Source organism: Brevundimonas sp. Marseille-Q4549, assembly GCF_976940555.1.
Map to the genome: position 1 here is coordinate 2,544,098 of NZ_CDRHXG010000001.1, position 24,682 is coordinate 2,568,779.

Consider the following 24,682-nt stretch of genomic DNA (forward strand, 5'->3'; position numbering starts at 1 on the left):
GTCGACCGTGATCGCGGCGCGGGGACGGGTGAATGGTCGGTGATCGCGCCCTCGTCAGCCCATCATCTGCGACATGTCGTGCGTCGCCGGCATCATGTTGGTGTTCAGGTGGTACATGACCCACAGCGAACCGGACAGGGCGATGACCACCACGATGACGGTGAAGATCAGCGCCAGCATGGTCCAGCCGCCCTCCGACTTGGAGTTCATGTGCAGGAAATAGACCATGTGGACCACGATCTGCACCACGGCGAAGCCCATCACCAGAAGCGCGGTCGCCTGTTTCGGCAGGACGCCGGTCATGACCAGGGCGAAGGGGATCGCCGTCAGGATCACCGACAGGACGAACCCGATCATGTAGCTCTTGAAGGAGCCGTGATTGTGGGCCTCGTGGCCCAGATGATCGGTCTCGTGGGACTCGGGCGAGTGGTTTTCGGCGCTCATCGCAGCATGCCCAGCAGATAGACGAAGGTGAAGACGCCGATCCAGATGACGTCCAGGAAGTGCCAGAACATCGACAGGCACATCAGCCGGCGCTTGTTGGCGGGGATAAGACCCTTCATGCCCACCTGCACCATCAGCGTCACCAGCCAGATGATGCCGAAGGTGACGTGCAGGCCGTGGGTGCCCACCAGGGTGAAGAAGGCCGACAGGAAGGCGCTGCGCTGCGGCGTGGCGCCCTCATGGATCAGGTGGCCGAACTCGTAGAGTTCGATCCCCAGGAAGGCCAGGCCGAACAGGCCGGTGATGGCCAGCCAGATCAGCGTCAGCCGGGTGTTGTTCTTGTCCATGGCCAGCATGGCGAAGCCGTAGGTGATCGACGAGAACAGCAGCATGGCGGTGTTGACCGCCACCAGCTCCAGGTCGAACAGCTCTTTCGGCCCCGGCCCGGCGGCGTAGTTGCCGCCCAGCACGCCGAACGCGGCGAACAGCATCGCAAAGATGAGACAGTCGCTCATCAGATAGAGCCAGAAGCCCAGCATGGTGCTGGAGCCTTCCTCGTGGTGCGGCTCCTCTTCCAGGTGGAAGACGGTCGGGTCGTCCAGCTTGATCGCGGTCGCGCTCATGGATCAGGCCTCCGTTCCGGCCAGGAGGCGGGTCCGCGCCTCCTCGGTTTCGCGCACCTCATCCGCCGGGATGTAGTAGTCGCGCTTGTAGTTGAAGGTATGGCCGATCGAGACCGCCAGCACGCCGACGAAGCACAGGGCGGCCAGCCACCAGATGTACCAGACCAGCGCCAGACCCATCACCAGGCACAGGCCCGAGATGATGACCCCCGCCCCCGTGTTGGACGGCATGTGGATGGCCTTGTAGCAGCTCAGCGGGCGCTGATACTTCTTCTTCTTCATGTCCCACCAGGCGTCGGCGTCATGCACGACCGGCGTGAAGGCGAAGTTGTAGGCCGGCGGCGGCGAGGACGTCGCCCACTCCAGCGTGCGGCCGCCCCACGGGTCGCCGGTGACATCGCGCAGCTTGTCGCGGTTGATGATCGACACGGCGAACTGGATGAACATGGCCGCGATGCCCAGGGCGATCACGCCCGCCCCGATGGCGGCGATGATGAACCAGATGTGCAGCGACGGATCGTCGAACACCCGCATCCGGCGCGTCACCCCCATCAGGCCCAGGACGTACAGCGGCGCGAAGGCCAGCCAGAAGCCGGGGATCCAGCACCAGAAGCTGATCAGTCCCCACTTCCTGTCCAGCTTGAAGCCGAAGGCCTTGGGCCACCAGAAGTTGATGGCCGCGAACAGACCGAACAGCACGCCGCCGATGATGACGTTGTGGAAGTGGGCGATCAGGAACAGCGAGTTGTGCAGCACGAAGTCGGCCGGGGGCACTGCCAGCAGAACCCCCGTCATGCCGCCGATAACGAAGGTCAGCATGAAGGCGATCAGCCACATCATCGGCAGTTCGAACCGAATGCGCCCGCGATACATCGTGAATAGCCAGTTGAAGATCTTCGCGCCCGTGGGGATCGAGATGATCATCGTCGTGATGCCGAAGAAGCTGTTCACCGAGGCGCCCGAGCCCATGGTGAAGAAGTGGTGCAGCCACACCAGATAGGACAGGATGGTGATGACGACCGTGGCGTAGACCATGGAGGTATAGCCGAACAACTTCTTGCCCGAGAAGGTCGAGGCGATCTCCGAAAAGACGCCGAACAGCGGCAGGATCAGGATGTAGACCTCGGGGTGCCCCCAGATCCAGATCAGGTTCACATACATCATCGGGTTGCCCCCGAAGTCGTTCGTGAAGAAGTTGGTGCCGACGTAACGGTCCAGCGTCAGCAGGGCCAGAACGGCGGTCAGGACGGGGAAGGACGCCACGATCAGCACGTTGGTGCACAGCGAGGTCCAGGTGAAGACGGGCATCTTCATCATGCCCATGCCCGGCGCGCGCATCTTCACGATGGTCGCGATCAGGTTGATGCCGGACAGGGTGGTCCCTACCCCCGCGATCTGAAGCGCCCAAATGTAGTAGTCGACCCCGACGCCCGGACTGTAGCCGATGCCCGACAGCGGCGGATAGGCCAGCCAGCCGGTGCGGGCGAACTCGCCCACGAACAGAGAGGCCATGACAATGATGGCCCCGGCCGTCGTCATCCAGAAGCTGAAGTTGTTCAGGAACGGAAAGGACACGTCGCGCGCGCCGATCTGCAGCGGCACGACATAGTTCATGATGCCCGTCACCAGCGGCATGGCCACGAAGAAGATCATGATCACGCCGTGGGCGGTGAAGATCTGGTCATAGTGGTGCGCGTTCAGATAGCCTTCGGACCCGCCGAAGGCCATGGCCTGCTGCAGGCGCATCATGATGGCGTCGGCGAAGCCGCGCACGAACATGATCAGCCCCAGGATCATGTACATGATCCCGATCTTCTTGTGGTCCACGGTGGTGAACCACTCCTTCCAGAGATAGCCCCACAGTTTGAAATAGGTCACGGCGCCCAGCAGGGCGACGCCGCCCAATACGACCACCACCATGGTGGCCAGCACGATCGGTTCGTGCGGCAGGGCCTCGAGCGTGAGGCGCCCGAACAGCATTGGAATGAGAGTGTCGGCGTTCATCGGCTAGGCATTCGCTCAGGCGTTGGGGGCGGAACGGATGTCGGTCGAGACCGGCCCCGCGGCGAAGGGATTGGATGTCAGCGCCGCCATGGGCGTGCCCTTGGGCGACAGTCCCTGTCCCGTCAGCCGATCCAGGCTAACAGGCGTGGCGACGGCCTGAACCTCGGCTCGGCGCATGCGGTCGGCGGCGGCCGCCTCGGCCTGCAGCGGGGTGCAGATGGTCATGACGTAGCTTTCGTTCGATCCGAAATAGGCCGGCGATTTCCCGCGCCCGGCGTATTTGTCGTAGATCAGCGGCATGGTGTTGCGCACCGAGGCCAGGCTGAGGCCGCCCTTGCGGTCGATCTGCATCATCTCGCCCATGCACATCTTGCCCGGCTCGACGCACATGTTGAGGATCGCGTCCCACAGTGCGCCGTCCACCTGGCCGAAATGCATCACCGGGACCTTCTCGCTGGGCTTCTCCAGCTCCAGATAGCGGTCGCGGTCCAACGTCTGGCCTCCCTGACGCACGCCGGCGATCCATTGGTCGAACCCGGCCTGGTCCAGACCGTGGAAGGCGAACCGCATGTGCGAGAAGCCGTCGCCGGAATAGTTGGCCGAAAAGCCCTGATATTCGCCGGGGCGATTGATGACGGCGTGCAGCTTCGTCTCCATGCCCGGCATGGCGTAGATCTGGCCGGCCAGGGCGGGAATGTAGAAGCTGTTCATCACCGAGGACGAGGTGATGTGGAAACGGATCGGACGATCCACCGGCGCGGCCAGTTCGTTGACCGTCGCAACGCCGTACTGCGGATAGATGAACATCCACTTCCAGTCCAAGGCCACGACATTGACCTGCAGCGGCTCGACATTCTCGGCGACGGCGTGCCCCGGCTTGATCCGGTCGATGGGCCGATAGGGATCCAGCAGGTGGGTGCCGGCCCAGGTCAGGGCGCCCAGACAGATGATGATCAGAAGCGGCGCGGCCCAGATCACCAGTTCCAGCGAGGTCGAGTGATCCCAGTCCGGGCGATAGTCGGCGTCCTTGTTCGACGACCGGTACTTCCAGGCGAAGAAAACGATCAGCGCCATCACCGGCACGATGATCAGCAGCATCAGCAGGGTGGAGATCATCAGGAGGTCGCCCTGCTGGGCGGCCACATCGCCCGCCGGCTTCAGGACGACCAGGTCGCAGGCCGACAGCATAGCCACGACAGGCGCGAGCAAAAGAAGGCGCAGACGGCGCAAGGCGGCTCCAATCGGAAAGCGTCGGGCAAGGGGGGGGCGCCGCGACGGTTGGCGTTTGAACCGCGCCGGATAGTCAGCTTCGATCTGGAACGACATTGGACAATCTGTCCTATCCTCTTGTAGCCGCTTTCATCGCAAAGGGCGCCCGGTCATAATGCGGCGATCCGCCGTGCCGCCCAAATCAAGTCCTACGGAGCGATCAAGCCCATGTCCGCCTCGACGACCCCTTCGTCAGAGTCGCTGGAACGCGACGCCGCCGCCCTTCATACGGGCCATGGCAAGGTTGACGCCGGCGAGATCGCCATCGGCGTCATTATCGGCCGAACGTCCGAGTTTTTCGACTTCTTTGTTTACGCCATCGCCTCGGTGGTCGTTTTCCCGCAGTTGATCTTCCCCTATGCGGGCGCGGTGGGCGGCACCCTGCTCTCCTTCGCCGTCTTCGCCCTGGCCTTCCTGTTCCGCCCGTTGGGCACGGTTCTGTTCATCGCCATCGACCGCAAGTTCGGTCGCGGGGCGAAGCTGACCACCGCCCTGCTGCTGCTGGGCACCTCCACCGTGTCAGTGGCCTTCATCCCCGGCTACGAAACCGTTGGGATGTGGGCGCCGGTGCTGCTGGCCCTGACGCGTATCGGCCAGGGCGTGGCTCTGGGCGGCGCCTGGGACGGAATGGCCTCGCTGCTGGCGTTGAATGCGCCTGAGAAGAAGCGCGGCTGGTACGCCATGATCCCCCAGCTCGGCGCGCCCATCGGCCTGCTGGTCGCCTCGGCCCTGTTCGCCTTCTTCCTGAACACTCTGTCGGCGCCCGACTTCCTGGACTGGGGCTGGCGCTATCCCTTCTTCGTGGCCTTCGCCATCAATGTCGTCGCCCTGTTCGCGCGTCTGCGCATCGTTGTGACGCCGGCGTTCCAGAAACTGTTCGAAACGCGCGAGCTTCAGCCCACGCCGGTGTCCCAGGCCCTGCGTGAAGAGGGCCCCAAGATCGCCATCGGCGCCTTCGCCCCCCTGGCCAGCTTCGCCATGTTCCACATGGTCACGGTCTTCCCCCTGTCGTGGGTCTTCCTGTTCACCAAGGAGACGCCGGTCCGCTTCCTGCTGATCGAGATGGTGGGGGCCGCCTTCGGCCTGGTCGCCATCCTCGCCTCGGGCCTGCTGGCCGACCGCTACGGCCGCCGCACCCTGCTGGCGATCACCGCCGCCGGCATCGCCGCCTTCTCGGGCTTCGCGCCCCAGCTTCTGAACGGCGGCCCCGTGGGCGAGTTGATCTTCATGATCTCGGGCTTCATCCTTCTGGGCCTGTCGTTCGGCCAGGCCTCGGGCCCCGTGGCGTCCAGCTTCAGCCTGACGAACCGCTACACCTCCTCGGCCCTGACGTCGGACCTGGCGTGGCTGTTCGGCGCGGGTTTCGCGCCCCTGGCGGCCCTTTGGATTTCCAGCCAGTTCGGCCTGATCGCCGCCGGCGCCTATCTGCTGTCGGGCGCCATCTGCACCCTTCTGGCCCTGTGGCTGAACCGCGAACTGGCGCGCAGTTCGTCCGACAAGGCGCGCCCCGCGCGCTGAGCCGCAAAGACCTCAGGCGGACGGCCGAAGGGCCGCGCGCCTGAGCGTCGCCTTTTCAGCCACGAACAGGAAAAGCGGCGCCCTATCGCGCCTCAGGGCTGCCGCGCGGGCGACGCGGCCTGGGCGTCACGGGCTGCCCCCGCCGGCTGGCGCTCCACCGTCAGGGCGTAGGGCCCGGTCTGGTTCGGCGCATAGGCCCTGGCGCGAATGACGTACCAGCCGTCGTCCGGCGCGGTCCAGTCCAGCCGGGCGTGCTTGTCCGACAGGCCGTCGTCGTCGGTGGCCAGGCTTTCGAACGTGTCCCCGTCCGACCCCAGGTCGATGAAGGCGTCGAAGGCGTTGGAGACCATGGTGATCCGCAGCTTCTCGTCCTTCTTCGCCTGAAAGCGGTAGGCGTCGAAATAGGCGCCCTCGTCGGTCATGGCGTCCTTGTCGGACAGTTCGCCGCGCACGGTGGCGCCGACCAGCAGACTGCCGGGCTTGGGCTCGGGGCCCCGGTCGCTCAGTTCCAGCGAATACAGGCCCTTGCCGTCGGCGGCGTAGGGCGTCACCCGAACGATATAGTCGCCGTCGGCCGGCAGGGTGTAGGTGATGCGGGCGTCGGTGCCTTCGCCCAGGCCGTCGTCGTCGCTGACGTCGGCGCTGAAGTCGCCCGAGGCCGATCCGATCTGCAGGAAGGAATCGAAGTCGCCCGACCGCAGGATGACCTGGATGCGCTGCCCTTCCTTGCCCGAGACGACATAGTCGACATAACGCTTGCCATCGTCTTCGCGCGGCGCATCCTCGGTGATCTCGCCCTCGATCGTCTGGCCCAGGGCGACCGGCGTGGGCGGTGGGGGCGGCGCGGTCTCGGTCACGACCAGGGTGAAGCGGCCTTCGCCGTCGCCGCTGAAGGCCCGCGCCTCGATTACATAGTCGTCGTCGGCCGGCAGGGTGTGGGTCAGGCGCGAGTTTGTGCCGTCGCCCCCGTCATCGTTCTCCGCCACCACCGAATTGTCCGAGGCGCGCCGCAGGGTCAGATAGGTGTCGAAGCCGCTGGCCTTCAGCTCGATGGATATCCGCTGACCGTCCGTGCCGCGGAAGCGATAGAATTCGGCCCGGTGTCCGTCGTCGTCGGTCGGGCTGGTCGTGCTCAGCGCGCCCTCGACCTTTTCGCCCAAGGTGATCGGCTTGGCCGCCGGCGCGGGCGGCGCCTCGGCCAGCCCCAACGAATAACGCCCCTGCCCGTCCGAAAAGCCCGTGGCGCGGATGATATAGTCGCCAGTCGCCGGCGCGGCGAAGATCAGGCGAGAATTCAGGCCCGTATCGGCGCCATCGTCGTTTTCGGCCAGTTTGAAGAAGTCGCCGCCGGTCATTCGCCCCACTTGAACCACGGAATCGAAGTCGTCGGAATTCTGGGTGATGACGAACCGCTGCCCCTGGGTCGCCCGAAAGACATAGGCGTCATAGCGGTGGCCGTCGTCGTCCTCGGGATCGCGCGCGTTGAGATCGCCCTGCAGGGTCTGTCCCAGGCGGATGCCCGTCGGGCGCGGCCCGCGCGGCGCCGGCGGCCGTTCGGTCAGCGACAGATCGTAGGCGCCGCCGTCCGTCCCGCTCAGCGTGCGGGCGCGCAACACATAGACGCCGCCCGTGCCGACCGTATAGCGCAGGCGCGCGTTGGTCCCGTCATTCAAACCGTCGTCGTCCTCGGCCACAGGCGTGTCGTCGCCCTCGGCGTAGAGCGCCAGATAGGCGTCGAAGGCGTCGGACCGCAGGGTGGCCTCCAACCGCTGACCGTTGCGGGCCTGGAAGCGATAGTCGTCATAGACATAGTCGCCGTCCTCGCCCGTCACCTTGGCGTCGTCCGCCGTCAGGGCTCCGCGCACCGAGCCGCCGATACGGATCGAGGCCGCGTCCTGGGCGATCGCCGGCCCGGCGGCCCACAACAGGACCGCCACGCTGGCGGCGGCGACGAGGGTGGGACGCTTCATGAAATCCTCCGCAGATTCGCCGCGATCATAGACGCCGAACCCGCCCGACTGTAAATCGCCGCCATCCCGATTTCTCCCCTCCGGAATCCGTCCATGTCGGCTCAGCCTCCCAGCCCGCCCACGTCCGCCGTCCTGATCGACGGCAAGGCCTTCGCCGCCGGCCTGGTGGAGCGCGTCGCCGCCGCCTCGGCCCGTCTGGAAGCGCGACATGGCGTCAAGCCGGGCCTCGCCGTGGTCATCGTCGGCGAGGATCCGGCCAGCCAACTCTATGTCCGCAACAAGGGCGAGACGACGCTGAAAGCCGGGATGCGCTCCGACACTCACCGCCTGCCGGACACGACCACCCAGGCCGAGCTTCTGGCCTTGATCGCCGATCTGAACGCCGATCCGGGCATCCATGGCGTCCTCGTTCAACTGCCCCTGCCCAAGGCCATCGACTCCTCGGCCGTGCTGGACGCCATCGACCCGGACAAGGACGTGGACGGCTTCCACGTCGTCAACGCCGGACGCCTGGCCGTCGGCCTGCCGGGCCTGGTCCCCTGCACCCCCCTGGGGTCGCTGATGCTGCTGAAGGATCAACTGGGCGATCTGACGGGGCTGAACGCCGTGATCGTCGGCCGCTCCAACATCGTCGGCAAGCCGATGGCCCAGTTGCTGCTGGGCGAGAGCTGCACCGTAACCATCGCCCACTCCAGGACGCGCGACCTGCCCGCCCTGTGCCGCACCGCCGACATCCTGGTCGCCGCCGTCGGCCGGCCCGAGATGATCCGCGGCGACTGGATCAAGCCGGGCGCGACGGTGATCGACGTCGGCATCAACCGCGTGCCGTCCTCCGATCCGGTCAAGGCGGCCGAGGGCAAGACCCGCGTGGTCGGCGACGTGGCCTTCGCCGAGGCCGTTCAGGTCGCGGGCCGCATCACCCCCGTCCCCGGCGGCGTCGGGCCGATGACGATCGCCTGCCTTCTGGCCAACACCTATTCGGCCGCCTGCCGCGCCAACAATCTGCAACCGGAGCCATTGGACGCTTGATGCATTGAGGCGGCGGGCCGATAGTCGGTCCAACGGCGATAGCGCCGACAGGGAGATGTCATGGTCCGCCTCAACGCTCGCTCTATCGCGCTCACCACGGCGCTCCTGGTCACGCCGGCCGTCGCCGGCTGCGGCTACAACACCATTCCGACCAAGCAGGAGCGGGCCGAAGCCGCCTGGGCCGACGTGCAAAGTCAGTATCAGCGCCGCGCCGACCTGGTGCCGAACTTGGTCGCCACGGTTCAGGGCGCCGCCATTCAGGAACGCACAACCCTGACGGACGTGATCAACGCCCGCGCGCGCGCCACGTCGGTCAACGTGTCGGCCGACAGCCTCAGCGATCCGCAGGCCTTCCAGCAATACCAGCAGGCTCAGGGCCAGCTGTCCGGCGCCCTGTCGCGCCTGCTGGTGACGGTCGAGGCCTATCCCCAGCTTCAGGCCAATCAGAATTTCCTGACCCTGCAGTCGCAGTTGGAAGGCACCGAAAACCGCATCCAGATCGCACGGCGCGACTACAACGAGGCGGTCCGCGACTACAACACCACCCTGCGCACCTTCCCCAGCGTGATCTGGGCCAAGACGATCCAGTCGGGATCCAAGCCGATGCAGCTGTTCACCGCCACGGCTGAGGCCCAGTCCGCGCCTCAGGTGAACTTCAACCTCGGCAATTCGCCCTCCGCCGCCCCGGGCGGAAACGCCGCGCCCGTGACGCCCGGCGCCACCCCGCCGGCCCAGTAAGTTCCGGCCTTGAACGCGCCCCTCGCCGCCGTCCGCCGATCCGCCGGCGGCGGCCTGTCCACGGTTCTGCTGTTGGGCCTGCTGGCGGCGCTGCTTTTCGCGCTGCCGGTCGCCGCCCAGAACAAGCCGACCTTCCCGCCCCTGACCGGCCGGGTCGTGGACCAGGCGAACCTGCTGGATGCGGCGACCGAGCAGGCGCTGACTGAAAAGCTGGCCGCGCTGGAGGCGAAATCCAGCGATCAGCTGGTCGTAGTCACGGTCGACAGTCTGCACGATCAGCCGATCGAGGATTACGGCTATCAGCTGGGCCGCGCCTGGGGCATCGGCCAGAAAGAGGGCGACAACGGCGCCCTGCTGATCGTCGCGCCCAACGAGAAGAAGGTGCGGATCGAGGTCGGCTATGGTCTGGAGCCCATTCTGACGGACGCCTTCTCGTCGCTCGTGATCCAGAACGACATCCTGCCGTCCTTCCGCCAGGGCGACTATCAAGCCGGGGTGGTCAAAGGCGTGGACGCCCTGATCGCCCAGCTGGAGCTGGACCCTGCCGAGGCCCAGGCCCGCGCGGCGGCCGCCGAAACCGAGCACCAGGCGTCCGGCGCCAAGATTCCGATCGGCACGATCGTCTTCATCGCCGTGATCTTCCTGTTCCTGTTCGTCCGGGCGGTCGGGGCGGCCGGGCGCGGACGTCGTCATGGCGGCGGCGGCGGGCTGGGGCCGATCCTGGTCTGGGCTGCGTCCGAGATGATGAAGAATCGCGACGACGACGACCGGGGCGGCTGGGGCGGCGGCGGTTTCGGCGGGGGCGGATTCGGCGGCGGCGGGGGCAGCTTCGGCGGCGGCGGGGCTTCGGGAGGATGGTGATGCGACTGACCGACGACGACCGCGCACGCATCGCCACGGCCATCGCCAGCGCCGAACAGCGGACCTCGGGCGAAATCTTCTGCGTGGTGGCGCGCAACGCCTCGACCTACGCCGACGTCAGCCTGGCCTGGGCGGCGGGCGCGGCCCTGATTCTACCCCTGCTGCTCCTGCCCCTGGGTCTCGATGTCGACTGGCCCGGCCAAGGCGGCTGGCAGGCGGCGCACGAGGCGGCCCGGTCCGCCACCGTGGTTCAGGCCCTAGGCGTCTACGCCTTGGTTCAGGCGGCGGTTTTCGTGGGCGTGTTTCTTCTGACCCGCATCCCGACCGTCCTGCGCTGGGCCACGCCGCGCGGCCTGCGTCGCGCCAGGGTGCGCAAGGCGGCGCTTCAGCAGTTCTTCGCCCACGGCGTCCATGTCACGCGCGAACGGACCGGCGTTCTTCTGTTCGCCGCCTTGGACGAACATCAGGTCGAACTGATCGCCGACGAAGGCATCCACACCCTGGTCGACGAAGGCGTCTGGGCCGAGGCCGTCGCGGCCTTGACGGCGGGTCTGCGCGCGAACCGGCCTGTCGATGGCTTCGAAAAGGCCATTGCCCTGAGCGGCCAGGTCCTGGCCGAGCATTTCCCGCCGCGCGCCGACAATCCCAACGAACTGCCCGATCACCTGATCCTGCTGTAAGCGTCGCACCAGGGTCTTATTGACCGTTCATAAGGCCGGCCCGCCCACCTCACGCCCTGCCATGCCCCGCCTTCTCACCTACAATGTCCACCGCTGCGTCGGGACCGACCGCCGCCTGGATGTGGACCGCATCGTCGCCGTGATCGGCGAGCATGAGCCGGACATCGTCTGCCTGCAGGAACTGGATGTCGGCCGCGCCCGCACCGGCGGGGTCGATCAGGCCCAGGCCATCGCCGCGGGTCTGGCCATGACCTCGCGCTTTCACCCCGCCATGCGGGTCGAGGCCGAACTGTACGGCGACGCCATCCTGACCCCGCACCCTGAACGGTTGATCCGCGCCGATTCCCTGCCGTCCGTGCGCGGCGTGCCGGGGCTGGAGCCGCGCGGCGCCATCTGGTCTGAGATCGAGATCGCCGGCGTCCGCATCAATGTCCTTAACACCCACCTGGGTCTCGTTCCGCGCGAACAACGGCTCCAGGCAGCAGCCCTGGCCGGCGCGGGCTGGCTGGGCGGCTGCACCGGCCCTACCCTGCTGGCGGGCGATTTCAACGCCACCTCAATCACCCGCCCCTATCAGACCCTGTGCCGCCGCCTTCAGGACTGCCAGCGTCAGTTGGCCCTGAAACCCAGCGTCAAGACCTTCCCCTCGGCCTTCCCCGCCATCCGCATCGACCATTGTTTCGTCAGCCCAGAAATCCGCATCCGCGCGGTGCGATCGGACTATTCGCCCCTGGCCCGCGTCGCCTCCGACCACCTGCCGCTGATCATCGACTTCGACATGGTCGCGGCCTGACCGCGCCATAAGCCGGCGGCGGTCAGCCTGGGGCCTGGCCGCCCTCGGAGCGTGGACGGGTGCGGTGCGATCTGTTCAGCCGCTTCCACGGCCGCCAGGCGTCGGACGACGACATGGGATCGCCCAGCTGCCATTCGGCGAACATCCGCTGGATGCGCGTGGGCGGCTCGGAGCCCAGAGGAACCAGCCGGTCGGTCTCGAAGCTGCAGATCGTCTTGCCCGTCGCGCCCATGACGGCCTCGACGGCGGCGAACTCTTCCGTCTTAACCCCGATCCAGTGAGCGATGGTGCGGTGGCGGTGATCGACGATGACCTGGCGCCCGGCGGCGTCCGTGGGCTCCATGGCCACGTCGCATTCGGTGTCCAATCCCATGGAACGGTTGTTCAGATTGGTCGATCCGATCCGCAGCAGACGGTCGTCGATGATCGACAGCTTGGCGTGCACGATGATCCGGTCGCCCTCGGCCGTGCGCGGGGCGAAGGCGAAGAAGCGGTTGTATTTGTCCGCCTGCTCCAGCCGATACAGAACCTCGGCCCGCGCCGTATCCATGGTCAGGCTGTCGAACCAGCTGGGGCTCTTGCCGGTGGAGACCAGTATGACCTCAGGTCCGTCCGCCTCGGCCAGCCGCTCGGCCAGGGCGGCGGCGATGATGGGCGAGGTGAAATACTGGTTCTCCAGATAAATCAGCTTTCTGGCGCGCCTGATGGCTTCCAGGTGCAAGGTTTCGTTCTCGCGCACCTCATGCCGCCCGCCCCATTTCGGCTCGGTGCGGGCGATACCCACCGGCACGTCGGTGATCTGAACCGGCACGCCGTCAGGCCAGGGGTCAGTGTCGGCTTGATCGGGCACGGTGCGCTCCCAGGTCGCGCGGAACCAGCGTTCGCGCGCCAGATCGCCCAGGGCGCGCGCCGCCTCCCCGTCCATGACGCACATGACCTCGTGCCGCGCCTTGCAGATCAGGCCGCTGGGCAGGGCGCGACGGGGATCGTGATCCAGATGCTCGGCCGAATCCCAGCGGTCGGTCGAAATGTCCCCGCCGCCGCAGAAGGCGATCCGATCGTCGATGACCACGACCTTCTGATGATGGCAGGCGCCGATGGGGCCGGGCGAATCCAGTCGGAATTCCACCATCCGTTTCCGGAACCACCGCTGCGCCTTGTGCGGATAAAAGCCCTGGGACGCCGCGATCAGCAGCGGCGACTTCCAGATCAGCAGCCGCACGTCCAGATCCGGCTTGCGCTTGACCAGCATCCGCAGTTGCCGACCGATCTCGGCGTGCCGGTCGCCGGGCCGCGCCTCGGGGTCCAGATGGGTGCGGGGATCGAACTGCCAGCCCAGAACGACGATCGACCGTTCAGCCTTATGGATCGCCGAGGCCAGGGCGTCGAAATAGGCTTCGTTCTCCATCAATATCGCGAACCGATCCGCCACGGCGGTGCGCCACAGGCCCGGCCCCGGCGCCAGCAAGCTGCCTTCGTAGGAAGCGCCGTCAGTCATTCGCGTCGTTCTGTTCGCTTCTCGATCAATGGCTTGGAAGTCGATCACCCGTTCCACGCGCGCCCCCTCCGGTCAATCGTCATAGGGCGGGATTGTGACGTTCGCTCATCTCAGGCATAGTTTCGTCATCCGCCGCCGCACCTGGACGGCGCGACAGGGAGGGCTCGATGCAGGTGCTGGTCGAATTCATCGCCGGCTTCATCGCGCTTCTGGCCGCCGCCGTCCTGTCGCAGTTCGGCGTCGACACCCACGCACCGTCGCAGGCTGACCGTGAAGTGCACCGCGTGGCGGACTGTTCCGCCGCATCGTCGCCCTCGGACCGACCATCCTCGCGCAGCTGCTGATCTCGCTCGGTTCGAACCGCCTGTCTCGCGCCGAATCGTTACGGAAATGAGCCGACTGGCGGATTCCTGTCGTCGCGCGCTTCAACTCGCGCGGTTCAGCCTCTAGGGTTCGACCGGGCGTGTCGCGCGGCACGCGAGTGTAGGGATCGAGTTGTCGGCGATGAAATCTCCCAAGCGACCGCCGCTGAAGTTGACCAATGAGGAAGCGGGCGCCGTCGAGGACGCACCGCCCGTCGTCGACGGTCTGGACGCGGCCGACGAAGAGGCCGCCCTGCCCGAGATCGAGCCGACGCCTGAAGTCGTCCCCGAACGCCCCATGTCCGAACGTCGTCGTCGCCGCCTGCTGGAAGAACAGCGCCTGGCCGAAGAACGGGAGGTCGAGGCGGCGCGTCAGCAGCGCGTCCTGGCTGAAGCCTTCGACCTGCCCAGCGAACCCGCGCCTGAATCGACCGCCGCCGTCGAACTGGGCGTCGCCGCTGGCAAGCCCCTCGCCCCGTTCGAACGGTCGTCCCCGCCCGCCGTCAAGACCATCGCCGCCACGCGCGCCCAACCGTCCGGCCGTCACGCCTATCTGATCGCCGGCGTCGCCTCGGCCCTGTGGATCGGCGGCGTCGCCTCCTGGGCCGCCTATGAGGTCGGGGCCGGCGGGGCCGATCTGGACGCGCTGCGGCTGGCCATCTACGCTCTGATCGCCCTGGCGCCCGCAGGCCTGGCCATTCTCCTGGCCCACGCCGTGCGCCAGGGCGCGGGCCTGGCCGCCGAGACCACGCGCGCGCGCCAGTTGGCCGAGGCTCTGGTCGCCCCCACCGCCCTCGCCGCCCAACAAACCGGCGAGGTGCTGCAATCGCTGCGCTCCGACATTGACCACGCGGCCCTGGCCGCCGAGCGCGCCCGCAACGACATGGCCCTGTTGCGCGAAGCCCTGGCCCAGGAGACGGCGCGCCTGAACGAGGCGGCCGAGACCGCCAGTCGCACCGCCCGCCGCCTGACCGAAAGTCTGGGCCGCGAGCGCGACCAGATGCAGACCCTGGGCGTCCACCTGGATTCACAGGCGACCGGCGTCGTGGATGCGGTGGAACGCCAATCCCGCATGGTGGCCGACGCCTCCGACCTGGCTCAGGCCCAGTTGCGCGAGGCCGAGGCGGCGCTGGCCGCCCGCGCCGCCGACCTGGCCGCCGCCGCCGGCGAAGCCCAGGACGCCGCCCGCGTCGCCGCCGAAGACCTGGCCCGCCAGACCATTCGACTGGAGAACGCCGGCTCCGGCGTCTCCGAACAGATTCAGTCGGTCGAGGAAGGCCTCAGCCAGCAGCGCGCGGCCCTCGTCACCGCCGCCTACGCCCTGCGCACAGACCAGGAGGACTTCTCCGCCCAGGTCGAAAGCCAGCGCGCCCAGTTGATAGAACAACTGTCGGCCAGCCGCGCCGCCGCCGCCGACCTGGGCCAGGCCTCCCAGACCTCGGTGGAATCGATGCGCGATCTGGTCGAGGCGGCGGCGGACCAGTTCCGCGCCCTGGTCGACATGTCCCAGCGCGAGGCCGACGGTTTCGACGCCGCCACCAAGCTGGCCCTGGATCGGTTCGAGGCCCTGGCCGCCGAATCCCGCGACGTATTGATGGAGGAGACGCGCCGCGCCCTGGAGCAGATGCGCGCCACGGCCGAGGATTCCCGCGCCGCCGCCGCCGATGCGGCCGAGCAGGCCCGCCTGCGCGCCGACCGCTTGGGCGAAACCCTGTTCGAGGCCGCCCAGAAGGCCGACCAGGCCGCCGACGCCCGCATCGAGGACGCCCGTCGCATCGTCGCCGAAACCTCCCATCTGGTCGATCAGACGGGCGAGCGCATGGTCAACCGGTTGGAGACGATGATCGACCGGCTGAACGCCGCCCTGTCCGAGATCGACGCCGCCGTAGCCGATGTCGACGAGCGCGCCGCGCGCCTGCCTCAGGAAGCCCAGGCCCGCGCCGATGCGGTGCGCGCCACCGTCGAGGAAGGCCTGGCCTCTCTCGCCGCCGCCTCGCGCAAGGCGGCGGAGGACACCGAGGCTCTGGACGTCGGCTTCCAGGAACGGGTGCGCCGCAACTACGACATGCTGACCGAAGCGGTCCGGCTGATGGGCGTTGTATCGGGCGACGCCCAGCCCGCCCGCCGCCGCGAGATCGCGCCCGACCCCGAGCCGCGTTCCATGCGCGCCCCCGCGCCCGTGGAGGATCGCCGTTTCGGCCTGCGCGGCCGCCTGCGCCTGGAGCCGACGGACGCGCCCGCCGCCGAGCCCGAGAAAGGGCTGGACTGGAGCGACCTGGTAATCGGCGACGATCCTGCCGAAGCGCCGCTGGAACTGAACACCCCGTCTGTTCCGGCGGCAGAGGCAGAGGCCTTGTCCGACCGGGTGACGGCCGCCATCCGTCGGATGGGCGTCGATCCCAACGCCCTTCTGCCTCGTTCCCGCGTCGAGGAGGCCGCCCGGGCGATCGGCAGCGGCGACACCGACGGCGCGCGCGCCATCGTGCGCCGCGTGGCTCCGGCCGCGGTCCGCAGCGTCTCGCGCCGTGTGCTGGGCGACGCGGAACTGCGCAAGGACGCCGAGCGCTATGTCCGCCTCTTCGCCCAGGAGCTGGCCGCCTCGGCGCGGGCGGGCGATGCGGCGGGCGTTCAGGGACGTCTGGCGTCAGACGCCGGCCGCGCCTTCATGCTGCTGGACGCCGCAGTCGGCGACCTGGGCTAAGCGGTCGGTCGGGGCTTGACGCGGCGCGCAAGTTCACGCCTCTTGCCTTGCGTCGCGGAACCGTCACGCATTGGGGGAAAGTATGGTGGATGCGACCTATCCCAGCGCCAGCGCCGCCCGTGCGGATCGTCGGCCGGGCATCGCCATCTGCACCTATGACGACGCGGACGGCGGCTGGGATCTGATCGAGGATCTGTCGGGCACGCCGTGGAGCCCTGCGGGCGCCCGCACGGTGCCGGTCTCCGGCGGGGATCCTGACGCCCTGGCCTCGCGCCTTGGCGATCATCTCAGGAACGGAGACTGTCGCGCCGTCCTGCTGGTCGGGCGCACGCACAAGGCCGGAGGGTTCCGTGTCCAGATGCGCGCCGAGAACCGGGCGCTGGATCGCAGGGAGCGGCTGTCCCTGACCGGTCCGGGCGTCGCCCGCACCACCGCCCCTGTCGCCGACATGCTTCGCGCCCTGAACGCGGCCGGTCTGGCCGCCGATGCGTCCTCGGACGCCGAGGAGGACGCCGGCTCCTACATCCTCTATCGCGTCCTTGCCGACCTGCCAGACGGCCCGCACGTCCCCGCCGTCGGCCTGCTGCGCGCCCCGATCCCGGCGGACGAGACGGCGGTGCGCAAGGGCGTGAAGGCGGCCGCTTCGGCCATGGCCGGACATCTGTCGCCGCAGACCCGCGCCTAGGCCGGCCGCGCCCGACGGCTCTTCAGGCTCAGAACCGCCAGCAGCCCCACGCCGGCCAGCCCCGCCATCGCCAGATAGCCGCCGCTCCCGAACGCATCGTACAGCGGCCCGCTAGCCAGGGTCGCCAGACCGATCAGCACCCCGGCCGACAGCATGGAGTTCAGGGTCTGCGCCGCCGTATGGCTGTCGCGCGGGGCCAACCGTTCGATCAGTTCGACGCCCGCCAGATAGCTGGCGGCGAAGCTCAGCGCGTGCAGGGCCTGCAACGGCCACAGCAGCCACAGCGGCGGCGCGGCCGCCATCGCCGTCCAGCGCAGGACCGCAGCCCCCGCCGCCACGGTCAGCAGCGTCTCCGGCCCGATCCCGCGCCGCCGTCGCCACGGATCGACCGCCCACATGAAGCCGATCTCGATCACCACGGCGAAGGCCCACAACAGTCCGGTCGTGGACGACTCGATCCCCTGCGCCCGCCACAGGATCGCGGAAAAGCCGTAGTAGAAGGCGTGGGCCGCCTGAACGGCGCCGATCGCCATCAAGGCCGTCATAAGAACCGGCTGTCTCAATAATCGCCCCAGTCCGCGAAACCGCTCCCATCCGGCCAGGGGAGCGCCATCGTTGACCGGCTCGGGCGGCAGAACCCGCCAGGCCGCGACCGCCACCCCGACATAGGCCAGGGTCACGATCACGATCACCGCCTCTGCTCCGGTCAAACGCAACAGAAAGCCGACGACGATGTTGGTGATCAGAAAGGCCGCCGAGCCGAAACCGCGCGGCACGGCGAAGGTGAAGGCCTCGCGCCGCGCCAATCTCAGGGTCAAGACGTCGGTCAGAGGGATCAGGGCCGCCGCGCTCGTCGCACCGATGAACCAGCATATGGCCCAGGCTGCGAATCCCTCGACCAATCCGGCCGCGCCATAGCCGAGGGCCGCCGCCACGGCCAGCAGGGCGATGGGCGTGCGGCGAAAGCGGAACCCGTCGGCCCAGACGGCGATGGCCGGGCCGGTGATCAGGCGCGCCAGCATGGGCGCGGCCAAAAGCACCCCGATCTCGGCCCCGCTCAGCCCCTGCGCCCGCATCCACAGGCCCGCATAGGGGAGGCTGACCCCCGTCCCCATGAACATCAGGGCGTATTGCAGCGCCGCGCGTGTCCGAGATTCGATCCTCATCCGCGCCGTCCTAGCAGACTTCGCCGCCCGCCAAGCCGCTTCCCTGCACGACGTTCAGGCCCTAGGGTCGGCTCCATGACCGCAGAGCGCAATCTGATCGTCTTCGCCGCCCTGAACGGCGCCCTCGCCGTGGCCCTGGGGGCCTTCGCCGCGCATGGCGCCGGTCCCCAGATCAAGACGCTGTTGCAGACCGGCTCGCACTATCAGCTGGGCCACGCCGTCTTCGCCCTGGCCTGCGCCCTGTGGACGGGCGGCGGCGGCCTGGCGCGACTGGCGGGCTGGTTGGGGGCGGCCGGCGGCCTGGTCTTCAGCCTGGCGTTGGCCGCCATCGGTCTGCTCGGCCTGCCGGCCATGGGCGCGGTCGCTCCGATCGGCGGATTGCTGATGATCGTCGGTTGGCTTTGCCTGGCCTTTGCGGCATTGCGTTCCTGACGCCCCGTTCGGCCGCCTTCGGCCGCTGAGAAAGACTCTACGATCCATGGCCTTCCCGACGTCTGCTGAACCGCGCCGCGAACTCTATCCCGAGATCGAACCCTATGCGTCGGGCTGGATGAAGACGGACGGCGTGCATGAGATCTATTACGAGGAAAGCGGCAATCCCAACGGACGTCCCGTCGTCGTCCTTCACGGCGGCCCCGGCGGCGCGGTCAATCCGGGGATGCGGCGCTATTTCGACCCCGCCCGCTATCGCATCATCATGTTCGACCAGCGCGGCTGCGGCAAATCCCGTCCGAACGCCTCGCTGGAGGACAACACCACTTGGGATCTGATCCGCGACATCGAGCGGCTGCGTGAGCTGTGCGGCGTCGACAAATGGGTGGTGTTCGGCGGCTCCTGGGGCTCGACCTTGTCGATGGCCTACGCCATCACCCATCCCGCGCGATGCCTGGCCCTGGTGCTGCGCGGCATCTTCCTGCTGACGAAAAAGGAACTGCACTGGTTCTACCAGGACGGCGCCTCGATGATCTTCCCCGACGCCTGGGAACGGTTCGTCGCCCCCATCCCGGAGGCCGAGCGCGGCGACCTGATGGCGGCCTATTACAAGCGTCTGATCGGCGAGGACGTAGCCGAGCGCGAACGCTGCGCCGTCGCCTGGTCCAGCTGGGAAGGTGAAACCGTCAGCGTCGAGGGTCCGAACGCCCGCCCGGACAAGTTCGCGGAACCCGAGTTCGCCGTCGCCTTCGCCCGGATCGAGAACTGGTATTTCACCAACGGCGGCTTCTTCGACTCCGACGACTGGATTCTGAAGAACGTGGACCGGATGCGCCATATCCCCTGCTGGATCGCCCAGGGCCGGTTCGACGTGGTCACGCCTATTTCAGGCGCCTGGGCCCTGCACCGCGCCTGGCCCGAGGCCCGGTTGGACATCGTCGGTGACGCCGGTCACGCCTCCTCCGAGCCCGGCATCGTGGACAGCCTGGTCCGCGCCACCGACTGGGCGGTCGTCGTCTGAAAAGCGAAAGGGCCGCCGCGCGTCACGCGCCGCAGCCCTTGATCCGCCTCAGCGGCGAACCGTCTGACGATCCAGGCTGAAGGCGCCAGGCCCGGCCGCGAAGATGTACAGGAAGACGAAGCAGAACAGGATGGCCGCATCCCCGCCGTTCACGGCCGGATACGGGCTTTTCGGCGCGTGGAACATCCAATAGGCCACCGCCATCTGGCCCGAGGCGATAAAGGCCGCCGGCCGCGTGAACAGGCCCAGGATCAGCAATCCGCCGGTCACGATCTCGATGACGCCGCCGATTCCGAACAGGGACGCAAGCGCCTGCTGCCCCGGTTCGGCGCCGGCTGGAAAGCCGAACACCTTCACCACCCCGTGGGCCAGAAACAACAGACCCGCCACGATTCGCAATGCCGCCAGCAACTGCGGCGACCACCGCCCCGCCTGATTGAACATTCGCTTCCCTCCTTGAGACTGGACCCCGCACGATACGGTTCGCCCGGTCGGCTCGATGTCCGACCGGGCAGCAGGATGATCCGAAAACTCAGGCGGCGTCCACCAGCACGATCTCGGCGTCAGACAGGGCCTTGACCGTGACGACTTCCTCCTGGGCGATGGCGACGCCGTCGCGGGCGTTCAACCGAACCCCGTTGACCTCCACCTCGCCCTTGGCGGGCACCAGATAACCGCGACGGGCGACGCCCAGCGGATAGTCAGCGCTGTCGCCGGCGTTCAGGGTCGCAGCCACGATCCGCGCATCGGTGCGGATCGGCAGGGCGTCGTCGTCCCCGTCGAAGCCAGAGGCCAGGACCACGAACTGGCCCGAACGCTCGCCCTTGGGGAAGGGTTTGGAGCCCCAGCTGGGCGCTTCGCCGCGCTTGGTCGGTTCGATCCATATCTGGAAGATCCGGGTCAGTTCCGGCTCTGCGTTGTATTCCGCGTGACGGATGCCGGTGCCCGCGCTCATCACCTGGACGTCGCCCGCGACCGTGCGGCCCTTGTTGCCCAGGCTGTCCTCGTGGGTGATGGCCCCGTCGCGCACATAGGTGATGATCTCCATGTCGGCGTGGGGATGGGGCGGAAAGCCGGTCCCCGGCGCGATCTCGTCGTCGTTCCAGACCCGCAGGTTGCCCCAGCTCATCCGCGCCGGGTCGTAGTAGTTTGCGAAAGAAAAGTGGTGTTTGGCGTTCAGCCAACCGTGGTTGGCGCCGCCCAGGGTGTCGAAAGGTCTGCGCTCGATCATTGTTCTGTCCTCTCGCCGGGCCATCCCGGCGTCATTGGCTTGACGCCAAGATAGAGATCGACGACCGAACAGAAATAGAAACAGCTGAAACTCATCGTTTCCGTCGCGGAGCCGTCCATGTCCCGCCTGCCCGATCTCGAAGCCCTGGCCATCTTCGCCAAGGTGGCCGAGACTCAATCCTTCTCGGGCGCCGCCGACCAGTTGGCCCTGTCCAAGGCCACCGTCTCCAAGGCCGTCGCCCGGCTGGAGCAGCAACTCCAGACCACCCTGCTGCATCGCACCTCACGTCGTTTCGCACTGACGGATGCGGGCCGCAGCCTGGCCGCCCGCGCCGGCCTGATGCTGGCCGAGGCCGAGGGCGCCGTGTCCGAGGCGCTGGACATGTCCGTCACCCCGCGCGGTCTGGTGCGTCTGGCCGCGCCCATGTCCTTCGGCATGGCCTATGTCGCCCCTGCCCTGCCCCAGTTTCTGGCCACCCATCCCGATGTCTCCATAGACCTGCACCTGTCGGACGAGGTGATCGATCTGGTCGGCGGGGGTTTCGACTGCGCCCTGCGGATCGCGGCCTTGGCGGATTCCTCCCTGACGGCGCGCAAGCTCCGTCCGGTGAACCGGCTCCTCGTGGCCTCTCCGTCCTATCTGGCGCAGCGCGGACGCCCGACCCATCCGGACGATCTGAACCGCCACGCCTGCCTCTGCTACGCCTATATGCCGACACCGGACGTCTGGCGCTTCTCCAATGCGGCGGGCGAAGAGGTGGCGGTGCGCCCACGCGGCCCCTTGCGCGCCAACAACTCCGACGCTCTGACCGCCTCGCTCTGCGCCGGCCTGGGCCTGTTTCCGCAGCCGGACTTCATCGCCTGGAAGGACATCGCCGATGGCCGGTTGGAGACGGTCATGACCGACTGGCGCCTGCCGCCCATCGCCCTGCATCTGGTCGCCCCCAGCAGCGGACCGCGCCCGGCGCGGGTCACGGCCCTGATGGATTATCTGGCCCGGACTTTCAGCGGTCCGCTGTGGCCCGGCGATACGGTGGGCCGTTAAGGCCTCAGCCGCACTTGACCTCGCGGATCACGCCCGTCGCCTCGTCATAGACGAAGTTCACCCGGTTCTCGCGATAGTCCATGGTCGCCGCGCAGGTGGTGCACAGGACGCGGAAGGTCTGACCGGCCGGCGCGCTGGGCAATGTGGAGCGATTGCGCCCGACATAGCTCTGATAGTCCTCGACCTTGCAGGCCTTGTAGGCGGTCTCGCCGCCGGGCGTCTCGGTCGACTGCGTCGGGGCGCAGGCCGACAGCGTCAGGGCCCCGGCGCAGGCCAGCAGGCTCGACATCAGAATCTTCTTCATGGTCGTCTCCCTTGCGTGGCGGATCAGCCGCACCGAACCTGTTCGATGACGCCTGTCTGCTCGTTGTAGAAGATGTTCAGCCTATAGGCGGAAAAATCCTGCGTCACCGGGCAGGTGGTGCAGGTCACGCGCCGGTTCACCACATCCACCGGCACCGGGATCTCGGTCTTGGAGCGGCCCACCAGATATTGCATCTCGCCGGCCTTGCAGAAGTCCTGGGTCTGGCCGGTCGGCATCCGCGTGCCTACGGGCGGATTGACCTGGGCCTGTTCGATGGTGCGCGGGGCGGAGGCGTCGGACGCCGGCGTCGAACAGCCGGCCAGAAGCGCGAAAGCGATCAGGCCGCCTTTTCCCAGCGCCCCTCGTCCGTTTGCCGCCAATAGGACAGGGCCGCGGCTTGATCCTTCAGCGCCTTCCAGCGGCCCCGGGCGTGCTGCAGCGCCCTCTCGTCCCGTCCGTCGAAAATGATGAAGCATCGTTCGAACCCTTCCGTCGCACCCAGTTCTGCGTCGTCCACTATGAACAGCGCCTGAGCGGCGTTCAGGTTCTCGCCCGTCTCGCTTAGCAGGACAGGTTGGCGCTCGGCGTGCGGCTGGTCTGCCCGGCCGTGCGGCAGGAAGCTTTCGTCCCGAAACGTCCACAGCGTCTCGTCGATCGCATCCAGCCGATGCGAATGCGCCGACTTGATCAGGGCGCGCCAGCCCCGCTCGAGCGTCTTCTCGAGCAGGGTCGGCAACACCTGATCCAGCGTCGACCGCTCCAGATGATAGAACCAGATTTCGGGCTTGCCGCTCATCCGGCCCTACCTCCAGCGATCAACCTTCGTAGGAATCCGCCACCATCCGATCCAGGGTGCGGACGGCGAAGCCGACGCCGCCCTCGGGCACGGTGGGGCTGGGGCTCTTGTTCGCCCAGGCGGTCGGGGCGATGTCCAGGTGCGCCCACGGCACGCCGTTCGTGAAGCGTTGCAGGAACAGGGCGGCGGTGATCGAGCCGCCGGCGCGGCCGTTGCCGGTGTTCTTCACATCCGCGATCTTCGAATCGATATGCTGTTCGTAGATCTCGGGGATCGGCATGCGCCAGAAGTTCTCGCCCACCTTCTTCGCCGCCGCCAGGATCGGATCGGCCACTGCGTCGGAGTTCGAGAAGACGCCTGCGTAGTCCAGGCCCAGGGCCACGATCATGGCGCCCGTCAGGGTGGCCAGGTCGATCATGAACTTCGGCTTGAAACGTTCCTGCGTGTACCAAAGGGCGTCGGCCAGCACGAGGCGGCCCTCGGCGTCGGTGTTGATGACCTCGACCGTCTGGCCCGACATGGACACCACGACATCTCCCGGACGCTGGGCGTTGCCGTCAGGCATATTCTCGACCAGGCCCAGCACGCCCACGGCGTTGACCTTGGCCTTCCGGCCGGCCAGGGCGATCATGGTTCCGGTCACGGCGGCGGCGCCGCCCATGTCCCACTTCATGTCTTCCATGCCGTCGGCCGGCTTGATGGAGATGCCGCCGGTGTCGAAGCAGACGCCCTTGCCGACGAAGGCGATGGGTTGGCCGCCCGCCTCGCCGCCCTTCCACTGGATCACGGCCAGCTGGCTTTCGCGACGGCTGCCCTGGCCGACGCCCAGCAGGGTGCGCATGCCCAGCTTCTCCATCTCGGCCTCGCCGAGGATTTCGACCTCCAGGCCCAGGCTTTCCAGCGCCTTGACGCGCCTGGCGAACTCGGCCGGATAAAGGACGTTGGCGGGCTCGGACACCAGGTCGCGGGCGAAGATCACCCCGTCCGCCACGGCCGACAGCGGCTCCAGCGCGGCCTCGGCGGCGCGCAGGTCCGAGGTCACGACGCGGATCGTCGTCACCGACGGAATCTTGTCGGCCTTCTGCGTGGTCCGGTATTTGTCGAACCGATAGGCGGCCAGACGCGCGGCGAAGGCGACCCGCGCCGCCTGGTCCGCCGACAGGTGCGCGGCGTCGATGGTCAGGACCTCTGCGCCCGACAGCTTCACCGCCGCATAGGCGGCGCCGCCGAAGGCTTCGACCGCCAGGTCGTCCTGCTTGTCCTGCGCGCCCGCGCCGACCAGCAGCACCGTGTCGGCGTCGACGCCCTGCAGCGCGGCGACGCCTAGGGTCTGGCCCGCCTTGCCGGTGAAACGGCTCTTGGTCATGGCCCTGGTCAGGGCGCCGCCGGCCTTGGCGTCCAGCGCCTGGCCCGCAGCCGTCAGGACGCGGTCTTCATAAACGGCGACCGCGAGGATTTCAGCGGCGTCGACGGCGGCGACGAACTCGATCTTCATTCAACGAACTCCAGCCAG

The 24,682-nt window shown here is 67.8% G+C and carries 25 protein-coding genes; 12 read left to right on the forward strand and 13 right to left on the reverse strand.

The window, feature by feature from the left end:
• Positions 1-54: 54 nt before the first annotated feature.
• The 4 genes from cyoD to cyoA are packed head-to-tail and all read right to left on the reverse strand — an operon-like array spanning position 55 to position 4,301.
• Positions 55-444, reverse strand: coding sequence for a cytochrome o ubiquinol oxidase subunit IV (gene cyoD, locus ACWPV3_RS12690; protein WP_292088215.1), 390 nt, complete (start codon positions 442-444; stop codon positions 55-57).
• Positions 441-1,067 (reverse strand): cytochrome o ubiquinol oxidase subunit III, encoded by a 627-nt coding sequence (gene cyoC / locus ACWPV3_RS12695; RefSeq protein WP_453978087.1) that lies wholly within the window; start codon positions 1,065-1,067, stop codon positions 441-443. Before cyoC ends, cyoD begins: the two co-directional genes overlap by 4 nt.
• A 3-nt stretch (positions 1,068-1,070) precedes the next feature.
• Positions 1,071-3,071, reverse strand: coding sequence for a cytochrome o ubiquinol oxidase subunit I (gene cyoB, locus ACWPV3_RS12700; protein ID WP_453978088.1), 2,001 nt, complete (start codon positions 3,069-3,071; stop codon positions 1,071-1,073).
• A 15-nt stretch (positions 3,072-3,086) separates the two neighbouring features.
• Complete coding sequence (gene cyoA / locus ACWPV3_RS12705; protein ID WP_453978089.1) at positions 3,087-4,301, reverse strand: ubiquinol oxidase subunit II; 1,215 nt, start codon at positions 4,299-4,301, stop codon at positions 3,087-3,089.
• A gap of 207 nt (positions 4,302-4,508) precedes the next feature.
• Between cyoA and ACWPV3_RS12710 the strand changes: the two genes are divergently transcribed.
• Positions 4,509-5,858, forward strand: a complete 1,350-nt coding sequence (locus ACWPV3_RS12710) for an MFS transporter (protein ID WP_453978090.1) — start codon at positions 4,509-4,511, stop codon at positions 5,856-5,858.
• A gap of 92 nt (positions 5,859-5,950) precedes the next feature.
• Here the strand turns inward: ACWPV3_RS12710 and ACWPV3_RS12715 are convergent, their stop codons facing one another.
• On the reverse strand, positions 5,951-7,828 hold the full coding sequence (locus tag ACWPV3_RS12715; protein WP_453978091.1) for a PPC domain-containing protein: 1,878 nt from the start codon (positions 7,826-7,828) through the stop codon (positions 5,951-5,953).
• A 93-nt stretch (positions 7,829-7,921) separates the two neighbouring features.
• Between ACWPV3_RS12715 and ACWPV3_RS12720 the strand changes: the two genes are divergently transcribed.
• From ACWPV3_RS12720 to ACWPV3_RS12740, 5 genes are all read left to right on the forward strand, one after another.
• Positions 7,922-8,857: a bifunctional methylenetetrahydrofolate dehydrogenase/methenyltetrahydrofolate cyclohydrolase gene (locus ACWPV3_RS12720; RefSeq protein WP_313453425.1), complete on the forward strand. Its 936-nt coding sequence runs from the start codon at positions 7,922-7,924 to the stop codon at positions 8,855-8,857.
• Positions 8,858-8,917: 60 nt separating this feature from the next.
• Positions 8,918-9,595: a LemA family protein gene (locus ACWPV3_RS12725; protein ID WP_292088227.1), complete on the forward strand. Its 678-nt coding sequence runs from the start codon at positions 8,918-8,920 to the stop codon at positions 9,593-9,595.
• Positions 9,596-9,604: 9 nt separating this feature from the next.
• Positions 9,605-10,456 carry a TPM domain-containing protein gene (locus ACWPV3_RS12730; RefSeq protein WP_313453428.1) on the forward strand — a complete coding sequence of 284 codons (852 nt, stop codon included), beginning with the start codon at positions 9,605-9,607 and terminating at the stop codon, positions 10,454-10,456.
• Entirely contained in the window at positions 10,456-11,136 is a 681-nt protein-coding gene (locus ACWPV3_RS12735; RefSeq protein ID WP_313453430.1) for a TPM domain-containing protein, read from the forward strand. Before ACWPV3_RS12730 ends, ACWPV3_RS12735 begins: the two co-directional genes overlap by 1 nt.
• A gap of 61 nt (positions 11,137-11,197) precedes the next feature.
• Complete coding sequence (locus ACWPV3_RS12740; RefSeq protein ID WP_313453432.1) at positions 11,198-11,929, forward strand: endonuclease/exonuclease/phosphatase family protein; 732 nt, start codon at positions 11,198-11,200, stop codon at positions 11,927-11,929.
• 22 nt (positions 11,930-11,951) lie between these two features.
• Here the strand turns inward: ACWPV3_RS12740 and ACWPV3_RS12745 are convergent, their stop codons facing one another.
• Positions 11,952-13,427: a phospholipase D-like domain-containing protein gene (locus ACWPV3_RS12745; protein WP_313453434.1), complete on the reverse strand. Its 1,476-nt coding sequence runs from the start codon at positions 13,425-13,427 to the stop codon at positions 11,952-11,954.
• A gap of 167 nt (positions 13,428-13,594) precedes the next feature.
• Between ACWPV3_RS12745 and ACWPV3_RS12750 the strand changes: the two genes are divergently transcribed.
• From ACWPV3_RS12750 to ACWPV3_RS12760, 3 genes are all read left to right on the forward strand, one after another.
• Entirely contained in the window at positions 13,595-13,771 is a 177-nt protein-coding gene (locus ACWPV3_RS12750; protein WP_313453437.1) for a hypothetical protein, read from the forward strand.
• 160 nt (positions 13,772-13,931) lie between these two features.
• Entirely contained in the window at positions 13,932-16,490 is a 2,559-nt protein-coding gene (locus ACWPV3_RS12755; protein WP_453978092.1) for a tipN, read from the forward strand.
• A gap of 82 nt (positions 16,491-16,572) precedes the next feature.
• On the forward strand, positions 16,573-17,175 hold the full coding sequence (locus ACWPV3_RS12760) for a hypothetical protein (protein ID WP_453978093.1): 603 nt from the start codon (positions 16,573-16,575) through the stop codon (positions 17,173-17,175).
• Here ACWPV3_RS12760 and ACWPV3_RS12765 read toward each other — a convergent pair.
• Positions 17,172-18,341: an MFS transporter gene (locus ACWPV3_RS12765; RefSeq protein ID WP_453978094.1), complete on the reverse strand. Its 1,170-nt coding sequence runs from the start codon at positions 18,339-18,341 to the stop codon at positions 17,172-17,174. The genes ACWPV3_RS12760 and ACWPV3_RS12765 overlap by 4 nt on opposite strands.
• 75 nt (positions 18,342-18,416) lie before the next feature.
• Here ACWPV3_RS12765 and ACWPV3_RS12770 point away from each other — a divergent pair, with 75 nt between their 5' ends.
• The gene (locus tag ACWPV3_RS12770; RefSeq protein WP_292176887.1) at positions 18,417-18,773 is read left to right on the forward strand and encodes a DUF423 domain-containing protein; all 357 of its coding nucleotides are present in this window, start codon (positions 18,417-18,419) and stop codon (positions 18,771-18,773) included.
• A 46-nt stretch (positions 18,774-18,819) separates the two neighbouring features.
• Positions 18,820-19,794 carry a prolyl aminopeptidase gene (pip, locus tag ACWPV3_RS12775; protein WP_453978095.1) on the forward strand — a complete coding sequence of 325 codons (975 nt, stop codon included), beginning with the start codon at positions 18,820-18,822 and terminating at the stop codon, positions 19,792-19,794.
• A 48-nt stretch (positions 19,795-19,842) separates the two neighbouring features.
• Here pip and ACWPV3_RS12780 read toward each other — a convergent pair whose 3' ends face one another.
• Together ACWPV3_RS12780 and ACWPV3_RS12785 are read right to left on the reverse strand one after the other, a co-directional pair.
• Positions 19,843-20,238 carry a DoxX family protein gene (locus ACWPV3_RS12780; RefSeq protein ID WP_292088250.1) on the reverse strand — a complete coding sequence of 132 codons (396 nt, stop codon included), beginning with the start codon at positions 20,236-20,238 and terminating at the stop codon, positions 19,843-19,845.
• A gap of 88 nt (positions 20,239-20,326) precedes the next feature.
• Positions 20,327-21,025, reverse strand: a complete 699-nt coding sequence (locus ACWPV3_RS12785; RefSeq protein WP_292088252.1) for a pirin family protein — start codon at positions 21,023-21,025, stop codon at positions 20,327-20,329.
• Positions 21,026-21,142: 117 nt separating this feature from the next.
• On the opposite strand from ACWPV3_RS12785, the gene ACWPV3_RS12790 reads away from it, so the two are divergent.
• Positions 21,143-22,069 (forward strand): LysR family transcriptional regulator, encoded by a 927-nt coding sequence (locus ACWPV3_RS12790; protein WP_453978096.1) that lies wholly within the window; start codon positions 21,143-21,145, stop codon positions 22,067-22,069.
• A gap of 4 nt (positions 22,070-22,073) precedes the next feature.
• On the opposite strand, the gene ACWPV3_RS12795 is transcribed toward ACWPV3_RS12790, so the two are convergent.
• The 4 genes from ACWPV3_RS12795 to ACWPV3_RS12810 are packed head-to-tail and all read right to left on the reverse strand — an operon-like array spanning position 22,074 to position 24,664.
• Positions 22,074-22,373, reverse strand: coding sequence for a hemolysin (locus tag ACWPV3_RS12795; protein ID WP_453978097.1), 300 nt, complete (start codon positions 22,371-22,373; stop codon positions 22,074-22,076).
• A gap of 23 nt (positions 22,374-22,396) precedes the next feature.
• Positions 22,397-22,753 (reverse strand): hypothetical protein, encoded by a 357-nt coding sequence (locus ACWPV3_RS12800; protein ID WP_453978098.1) that lies wholly within the window; start codon positions 22,751-22,753, stop codon positions 22,397-22,399.
• Positions 22,711-23,169 (reverse strand): DNA polymerase III subunit chi, encoded by a 459-nt coding sequence (locus ACWPV3_RS12805; RefSeq protein ID WP_453978099.1) that lies wholly within the window; start codon positions 23,167-23,169, stop codon positions 22,711-22,713. Before ACWPV3_RS12805 ends, ACWPV3_RS12800 begins: the two co-directional genes overlap by 43 nt.
• Positions 23,170-23,188: 19 nt before the next feature.
• The gene (locus ACWPV3_RS12810; protein WP_453978100.1) at positions 23,189-24,664 is read right to left on the reverse strand and encodes a leucyl aminopeptidase; all 1,476 of its coding nucleotides are present in this window, start codon (positions 24,662-24,664) and stop codon (positions 23,189-23,191) included.
• Positions 24,665-24,682 lie beyond the last annotated feature (18 nt).